Here is an 8,405-nt window from a genome sequence, read left to right as displayed (position 1 = left end):
AGGGGTCAGTCCCCCGGGAGAGGTTTTTTTATGTTTCACGTGTAACATATTTCGACAAAATGGAACAAGGTATATAAATGTTTATCATCAGGGATGCTTATAAGCATACAGAAAGAAAAAACGGCTTAGCAGTGGTACGATGTTGAGGAGGTGACAGTGATGATTTCATTAAGCATATTAGATCAATCTCCTGTATCAGAAGGGAGTTCTGCGGAAAGTGCTCTGCGGAATACAGTAAGACTGGCGCAGGAGGCGGAAAAGCTCGGATATAAGAGGTTTTGGGTGTCAGAGCATCATTTTTCAGAGCGGTTGGCGGGTTCAAGCCCTGAAGTGCTGATCAGCCATATTGCGGCGAAAACGAATGAGATTCGTGTAGGATCGGGCGGTGTCATGCTTCCGCATTACAGCGCATATAAGGTGGCGGAGAATTTCCGCGTGCTTGAAGGTTTGACGCCGGGCAGAATCGATCTCGGATTAGGGAGAGCGCCGGGCGGAATGCCGATCGCATCATGGGCGCTGAATGACGGCGGGAAGCGGAATGCTGATCAATATCCGCAGCAGATTCGTGAGCTGGCGATGTATTTGCATGATGCAGCCGATGACAATCACCGTTTTCCGAATCTGACCGCATCACCCCTTATTAAGACGGCGCCGGAAGTCTGGCTTCTCGGTTCATCGGGGGAAAGCGCGCTTCTGAGCGCAGAAACGGGAGCAGGCTATATGTTTGCCCACTTTATTAATGGAGAAGGCGGAGAAAGCACGACGGCACAATATAAGCGCAGATTTAAACCTTCCGCATTAGGAAAAGAATCAAAAACGGCCGTGGCGGTGTTTGTGCTGTGCGCGGATACGGAGGAGAAAGCGGAGGAACTCGCGGCTGTCATGGATTATACACTGCTTGCGGGTGAACAGGGGATTCCGCTTCACGGTGTACCGTCTTACGAAACCGTCCGCGGAAATACGTATACACCGTATGAACAAAGACGAATTGCCGATAATCGGAATCGAATGATCATCGGAACGAAGCTGCAAGTGAAAGAACAGATTCTGGCTCTCAGTAAAGCATACGGAACAGAAGAAGTGATGGCTGTGACCATTACTCATCATTTTGAAGATAAACTTCAGTCATACCGCCTGCTTCGAGAAGCTTTTGCCGAATGATCAGAAAGAAACCCTGCTGATGCTCCAGCAGGGTTGTTCGGTTATTCAATGATAAAAGGTTTTTCAGTCAGCACCTGGCTTGATTTCCCTTTGTTCGCGGCATAGGCCAGCATATAATATTCTCCTGCCGGCAGTGCGGTGTCACCATTGACTTTGCCGTTCCAGTCGAAATATTGATAGCCTTTATCCTGCTTTTTGTAAATGCCGGCTTGGCCGACAAAGTCAAGATTACTGTCATATACAAGGAAGGCAAGCTCTTCGGCTCCCGCCGGAAGATAGGTTTCAATTTGGTAGGTTCCCTGCGTTGTGCCGTCCTGCACGTCGATTGACGTCACGCGCGGATAGTCCGGCTCTTTTACAATCAGCAGCGTCGGCACTTTTGCGACTGTTTTTCCGCCTTCACGCACTGTGACGGTTCCCTCATAGGTGCCTGCCTTTACTTTTTTGGCATTGACCTTTACTTTGGCATTGACCTTTCCGGTTTGATGAGCGGGGATCACGACCCGGTCTGTGCCCGAAACGGTAATGCCCGTGCCGTCGAAAGAGTACTCGAGCTGATATGATTTTCTGATGGACGATTGGTTTTCAATTGTAAAGGTTTCTTTTTTCGTTTCATTGCCTTTGTCTTTCATAAACGTTCCGTAAGAATAACTTCCCGGGGCGACTAAGGAGTCTGCTTTGATCGCCTTCATGATTCTGATGCTTCCGGCGCCTTGCGCATTATGCGGGTATACGTCACCGTCCGCGTCCGTTAAGGTTTCCGCGGTGTTCATGAGAGCGGCTTTTATTTGTTCCGGGCTCCATTTCGGTTTGGCCTGCTTGATGACGGCAGCTGCGCCGGCTACATGCGGGGAAGCCATACTCGTTCCCTGCTTCGATCCGTAGCCGTACGGGTCGGCCGGATCATGGGTCGGAATGGTGCTGACGATGTTTACGCCGGGAGCGGAGACGTCAGGTTTAATCATCCACGTGTCCATAACCGGACCGCGTGACGAAAAGTCTGCCATTTGTTCAGTGAGCGATTTAGCCACGGATAAATTGAATGTCGCTTTTGTGCCGCCCGCTTTTAATTGGCTGACGAGTTTTTCGCCGTCTTCTGATGAAAGCTTAATCGTCGGCACTGACATGCCCGGTACGTTGGCTTCAATTTCTCCCGGGGCATTGTTATACACAACCATACCGATCGCGCCCGCTTTTTTGGCGTTGTCGGCTTTATCCACAAAGGCGATGCTGCCCCGTTTGACGACAGCGACTTTTCCTTTCAGATCTTTGCCTTCAAAATCCTTTTGCTCGCCGATACCCGCCTCTATGAGCTCTGTTTCTTTTTTATTCAGTGCTTTTATGTCATCTTCTTTGTTGTAGCCCATTACTTTCGCTGAGGAATAGGAACCGAAGGAGACGGCGTACTCGTTCAGCGGCAGCTGGGTCGCTCCGACGGAGATGGCTTCTCTGGACGTTCCCGGAGAGCCGACGGTCCAATTGTTCGGCCCGCTGTTTCCGTTTGATGTAACGGCCGTGACGCCTTCTGACATCGCCCAGTCAAGCGCCGTGCTTGTCGCCCAGTCTGGGTTATTCACAGAATTGCCGAGAGAAAGGTTCATGACATCCGCTCCGTCCTGTACGGCGCGTTCGATGCCGGCGATGACGTTCTCTGTTGTTCCGCTTCCGCCCGGACCGAGCACACGGTAGGCAAGGAGTGTAGCATCCGGCGCGACGCCTTTAATCGTTCCGTTTGCCGCTACCGTGCCCGCGACATGGGTTCCGTGGTCAGTCGACGCGCCTCTCGGATCACCGGACGGCGTTTCTTCAGGATCGTAATCGTTATCCACAAAATCGTATCCTTTATATTGTCCGAAATTTTTCTTTAAGTCAGGGTGTTTATATTCGACACCGGTATCAATAATGGCAACCTTGACGCCTTTACCCGTATAGCCGAGCTTCCACGCGTCATTTGCCCCTATATAAGGCGCGCTGTCATCCATCTGCGGAGACACGGCATCCTTAGATAGGGTGATGTCTTTATCTTTGAGCTGATCGGTATGATAGGTGACATTCGGATAAACCGCTTTGACATCCTGATCACTCAGCAGTTTGGGGATTTCATTTGCCGGGAGTTTCATGGAGAAGCCGGAAAACACTTGCTCATATTCCCTGTTGATTTTTCCGTGTTTAATGGTTTTGAGCGCTTTCTTTTTCACTTTTGAGCGTTCGCTTTTCAGCTTGCTTTTTGTCTGTGCTTTGCCGAGTTCCTTTGCTTCCGCCAGTGACTTTTCCTTCAGCTCCACGATGACTGTCGTTTGTTTGCCGGTGGTCATATCAATGTCACCGAACACCTCAGCCTTCTCAAGATCAGGAGTTTGCGGTTTTGAAGCCGGCGCAGCCTGTGAACTTGTGGATAAGGTAAAGGATAAGACAAAAGCCGGAAGCAGATAACGGATGATTCCTTTTTTCAATCGTGTTTCCCCCTTTTTCTTTATCTAAATTAGAAATCTAGTATATATTTCTTGAAAATTCAAAATAATCCTTGTGACATATGACTCATTTATGGAAATTGGTCTGTGAATAAGGAGGGAGTTATACACAGAATCCTGTGTATAACTGAATAAATTTGTGTATATATATTGTTGGGAACGAATGTTCCTATACAAAATATAGATCGAGTTTGTGGATATGTGGATATACACTGTGTTTAAGCTGTGCTTAACCAAGGGATAAGGTGTGTATAACTTTTTTTATCGGCTTTTCCATTTTTCAGGTCATTTCCATCAGCTTTCAACAAAACTTCTGAAAACTAGTTTGTTTTTTCACTCATATTGTGACAAACAATTCGCCCGGCCGCGTCTATCATAGAGTCATAGGGTTGCTAGACCCGCTAGTTTTTAGCGGAGAAGGATCGGCCGCCTTTTCCGTTAAAGCGGAGAGAAAAACAGGCCTGCGAACAAGCTGTCTGTCAAAAAGAAGCGGAGGGATGATTTGCAATGAAACGTTTGCTAGTATCTTTACGGGTGTGGATGGTCTTTCTGATGAACTGGATGGCGCCGGGTAACGGAAGATATCCATTAGCCGCCGTGTACGGAAACCAAGCGGCTTATCATAAGAAAGCGAAGCGGACGGCTGGGGCTTTTTCGTTTGTGAGCCGTGTCCGATCGGCGGATTTGACCGATGAAACGAAATCGGCCCGCGGCAGGCTGGATAAAAACCGATGGATGCCTGTCCGCAAAGAATTGCCGAAACGGGAGCGCGCGGGTCCGGCACCTTTACATCATATGAAAAAGAGGGTACAATCCCACTAAACATATGAACGGGAGCGAACCTCTTGAGAATAGACAAAGTATTAAACAACAATGCGGCGTTAATAAAAGAAGACGGACGGGAAAAGATCGTAATGGGTCCCGGAATCGCTTTTCAAAAGAGAAAAAATGATGTGATTCAAAAGCATAAAATTGAAAAAATATTTGTCGTGCACGACGAAAATGAAAAGTTCAAACAAGTGTTAGAAACGCTTCCCGAAGAGCATATAGAGGCGGCTGAAGATATCATCAGCCATGCGGAGGGAGAGCTTGCGGCACCTTTGAACGATCACATCCACATTGCGCTGGCGGACCATTTATCCTTTGCGATCGAAAGGATTCAAAACGGCCTTCAGGTGCATAACCGATTGCTTCATGAAATTAAGGCGCTTTATAAAAAAGAATATGAGATCGGCCGCTGGGCGGTTGAACACGTGAAACAAACCCTCGGTATATCATTGCCTGATGATGAGGCGGGGTATATCGCGCTTCATATCCACACTGCCAAGGCGGATGCCAAAAGCATGTATTCGGCGATGAAGCATACAACCATGATCAAAGAAATGATCGAAAAGATCGAATCCTTTTTCGAACAGAAGGTGGATGAAGACAGTATTTCCTATCAGCGCCTCGTCACGCACTTGCGGTATGCGGTCAGCCGGTTGGACTCAAATGAAGCACTCCATTCCATGGACGAGGAGATGCTTTATTTCATCCAAAAAAAGTATCCGTTTGCTTATCGGTGTGCGCTTGAACTGGCGGCGTTTTTAAAAACTGAATATGATTTGGAACTGCCGGAATCCGAGGCCGGCTATATCACGCTGCATGTCCAGCGTCTGCAAAAAAACCCGGAATAACGCGTCTGTTTCGAGAAACAGACTTTTTTTTTGAAAACATATTGACGAAAGCGCTATCATGGAATAGAATGAAAGCGCATTAAAAAAACTGAATCCGGCGGGATTGTGACTGGTAATGCAGGCAAGACCTAAAATTTGCGTACATGAAAAAGGGATCATGCTGACCTTTTTCATTGGCGAATTTTAGGTCTTTTTTGATTTTAGAAAGGGGGATACATAATGAATTATCAAGAAACGGCAAAACAGCTTATCAAACACATCGGAGGGAAATCAAATATCATCAGCGCGACACATTGCGCCACACGGCTCAGGCTCGTCATTCAAGATGAACAGAAGATCAGCCAGGCCGGCATTGAAGAGACAGAAGGAGTAAAAGGGGCTTTCAGCAGCTCGGGGCAATATCAGATTATATTCGGCACCGGCCTCGTGAATAAAGTGTATGACGCTTTTTCAAAAGAAGCCGATTTGGAGCGGGAGGATCGTGAGACACATCAGGACGCAGCGAAAAAAAAGCTGAATCCGGCCGCAAGATTTGCGAAAACACTGTCTAACATATTCGTTCCCATCATTCCGGCTATCGTGGCAAGCGGACTTTTAATGGGGCTGCTCGGCATGATGAAGGCTTTTCACTGGGTGTCTGAACAATCATCGCTGTTTAAGCTTCTAGACATGTTTTCAAGCGCGGCGTTTATCTTCCTGCCCGTATTCATCGGGTTCAGCGCGGCGAAGGAATTTGGCGGTAATGCCTTTCTCGGTGCCGTGCTCGGGGGAATTATGATCCATCCGGCGCTTTTGAATCCGTGGGGGCTTGCGGATGTACCGCCTGATTTTATGCAGCTCTTCGGCTTCGACATTGCGCTGCTCGGCTACCAAGGGACGGTCATCCCCGTACTGTTAGCCGTTTACATTATGAGCAAAGTGGAAAAGGGCACGAGAAAAATTGTGCCTCACGCATTCGATTTATTGGTCACGCCGTTTGTCACGGTGATTGTCACAGGATTTATCACCTTTATCGCAATCGGTCCGCTTGGCAGGGCGATCGGATCAGGCATTACCGTCTCGCTGACGTATGTGTATGATCATGCGGGCATTGTTGCCGGACTGCTTTTCGGAGGTCTTTATCCGCTTATTGTGCTTACCGGTGTGCATCACAGCTTTCATGCGATTGAGGCCGGCCTCATCGCTGATTTGGGCAGAAACTATATCCTTCCTATCTGGTCGATGGCGAATGTCGCTCAGGGTGCGGCGGGACTGGCTGTATTTTTCCTGACGAAAAAAACGAAAATGAAAGAAATCGCTTTGCCTGCCGCATTTTCCGCTTTTCTCGGCGTAACCGAACCAGTCATTTTCGGTGTGAACCTAAGATACCGCAAGCCGTTTATCGCGGGAATGATCGGCGGAGCGCTGGGCGGAGCCTATGTCGTGGTGACCGGTGTCGCCGCCAATGCCTACGGTCTGACCGGAATTCCGATGATTGCCATCACGGCTCCGCTCGGTTTAGGAAATCTTATAAACTATCTGATCGGAATGGGCATCGCCTCTGTCTCAGCGTTTATTGCCGCTTACATTATGGGAGCTAAAGAAAAGGAGGCCGTCAAATGAGGACACCGGATCAAGAGCTGCGCCTGCAGGCTGAGGAAGCGAAAAAGAAGCGGCAAGAAACAGCCGCGTCAGATCCATACCGCCAGAACTATCATATTATGCCGCCGGTCGGGCTTTTAAATGATCCGAACGGCGTGATCCAATGGAACGGCGTATATCACTTGTTTTTTCAATGGCAGCCATTTCATACGGGGCACGGCGCGAAATTTTGGGCGCATGTGACGACGAAGGATTTCGTTAATTGGAAAGAGGAAGAAATCGCGCTTGCGCCGGGTGAGTGGTATGACAAAAACGGCTGTTATTCCGGAAGCGCCATCGAAAAAGACGGGCGCCTCTGCCTAATGTACACAGGCAATGTCCGTGACGGAGAAGGCAATCGGGAAACGTATCAATGCCTCGCCGTATCCGAAGACGGGATCGTGTTTGAAAAAAAAGGAGTCGTCGCGCGTCTCCCGGAAGGCTATACCGCTCATTTCCGTGATCCGAAGGTATGGAAGAAAGACGGAGCGTATTACATGGTGCTCGGCGCGCAGACAGAAAAGCTCACCGGAAGCGCTGTGTTGTTTACATCAGAGAACTTGACGGATTGGACGTTTCTCGGTGCGATTGCAGGGGCGGAATCCGGCGGTCTTGGGTCATTCGGCTATATGTGGGAATGTCCCGACCTGTTTTCCCTTGACGGAACCGACGTGCTGCTCGTATGTCCGCAGGGGCTTGAAGCCGACGGGATAAAGTATCATAACAGCTACCAGGCGGGCTATTTCCTCGGCAGGTTTCATACAGAGCCGCCAGAATTTAAGCACGGTGAATTTACGGAGCTTGACAGAGGATTTGATTTTTACGCGGCGCAGACGCTGGAAGATGATAAGGGACGGAGAATTCTGTTCGCGTGGATGGGCGTTCCGGATCAGCATGAGGACAAACATCCGACACATGCGTATCACTGGATTCACTGCTTAACGATGCCGAGACAGCTGTCACTGTCCAACGGCAGAATCATACAGCGTCCGCTTCCGGAAATGAAATCACGCCGCACGGATGAGCAAAAGCGCCGTCTTCAATTGGAGTGCTCGTCTGTAAGCCTGCCGGTGAAAGATGCGTCCCGGGCTGAAGTGCTGCTGGAAGATATCACTTGCGAATCCGGTTTTGAAATCTCAATTCGGGGCGCGGCCCGGTTTATTTTTCATCAGGAAGAGGGGCTGGCTGTGCTGGAGCGCACCGCTTTCAGCGGAGAAGAAAAAGAAAAGAGAAGCTGCGCCATCAGCGGGGTGCATTCCGTGCAGCTCTTTCTGGATGCATCCTCGATCGAATTGTTTTTGAATGATGGAGAAGAGGTTTTCAGCGCCAGATATTTTCCTTTCCCGGGAAATGATGACGTAACCGTCACTTCGGTAGGAAAAACGGAAATAAATGGCTCAATTTGGACACTTTTGTAGAAAATCGTTCTTTTTTCTTATGTGAAACCTATGCCATCTGTGCTATTCTTCAAACGAAA

General features: G+C 48.9%; 6 protein-coding genes. 5 read left to right on the top strand and 1 reads right to left on the bottom strand.

The window, feature by feature from the left end; translation table 11 throughout:
* The first annotated feature begins 159 nt into the window (after positions 1–159).
* Positions 160–1,161: an LLM class flavin-dependent oxidoreductase gene (locus K3G25_RS13295; protein WP_094296203.1), complete on the top strand. Its 1,002-nt coding sequence runs from the start codon at positions 160–162 to the stop codon at positions 1,159–1,161.
* A 41-nt stretch (positions 1,162–1,202) separates the two neighbouring features.
* Here K3G25_RS13295 and K3G25_RS13290 read toward each other — a convergent pair whose 3' ends face one another.
* Positions 1,203–3,614 (bottom strand): S8 family peptidase, encoded by a 2,412-nt coding sequence (locus K3G25_RS13290; protein WP_115941165.1) that lies wholly within the window; start codon positions 3,612–3,614, stop codon positions 1,203–1,205.
* 525 nt (positions 3,615–4,139) lie between these two features.
* Between K3G25_RS13290 and K3G25_RS13285 the strand changes: the two genes are divergently transcribed.
* From K3G25_RS13285 to K3G25_RS13270, 4 genes are all read left to right on the top strand, one after another.
* On the top strand, positions 4,140–4,454 hold the full coding sequence (locus K3G25_RS13285) for a hypothetical protein (protein ID WP_003150952.1): 315 nt from the start codon (positions 4,140–4,142) through the stop codon (positions 4,452–4,454).
* A gap of 23 nt (positions 4,455–4,477) precedes the next feature.
* Positions 4,478–5,308 (top strand): PRD domain-containing protein, encoded by an 831-nt coding sequence (locus K3G25_RS13280; RefSeq protein WP_014419179.1) that lies wholly within the window; start codon positions 4,478–4,480, stop codon positions 5,306–5,308.
* Between the two features lie 219 nt (positions 5,309–5,527).
* Positions 5,528–6,910, top strand: coding sequence for a sucrose-specific PTS transporter subunit IIBC (locus K3G25_RS13275; RefSeq protein ID WP_232489346.1), 1,383 nt, complete (start codon positions 5,528–5,530; stop codon positions 6,908–6,910).
* Positions 6,907–8,346: a sucrose-6-phosphate hydrolase gene (locus tag K3G25_RS13270; protein WP_100262080.1), complete on the top strand. Its 1,440-nt coding sequence runs from the start codon at positions 6,907–6,909 to the stop codon at positions 8,344–8,346. Before K3G25_RS13275 ends, K3G25_RS13270 begins: the two co-directional genes overlap by 4 nt.
* The last annotated feature ends 59 nt before the right edge of the window (positions 8,347–8,405 follow it).

The organism is Bacillus sp. FCW2, assembly GCF_021228595.1.
GTDB lineage: Bacteria > Bacillota > Bacilli > Bacillales > Bacillaceae > Bacillus > Bacillus velezensis.
This window is presented reverse-complemented; position numbering and strand designations above follow the sequence as displayed.

Bases quoted from the DNA above. Each gene is read 5' to 3' on its own strand.
- K3G25_RS13270 (WP_100262080.1), top strand. From the start codon at position 6,907: ATGAGGACACCGGATCAAGAGCTGCGCCTGCAGGCTGAGGAAGCGAAA.
- K3G25_RS13295 (WP_094296203.1), top strand. From the start codon at position 160: ATGATTTCATTAAGCATATTAGATCAATCTCCTGTATCAGAAGGGAGT.
- K3G25_RS13275 (WP_232489346.1), top strand. From the start codon at position 5,528: ATGAATTATCAAGAAACGGCAAAACAGCTTATCAAACACATCGGAGGG.
- K3G25_RS13285 (WP_003150952.1), top strand. From the start codon at position 4,140: ATGAAACGTTTGCTAGTATCTTTACGGGTGTGGATGGTCTTTCTGATG.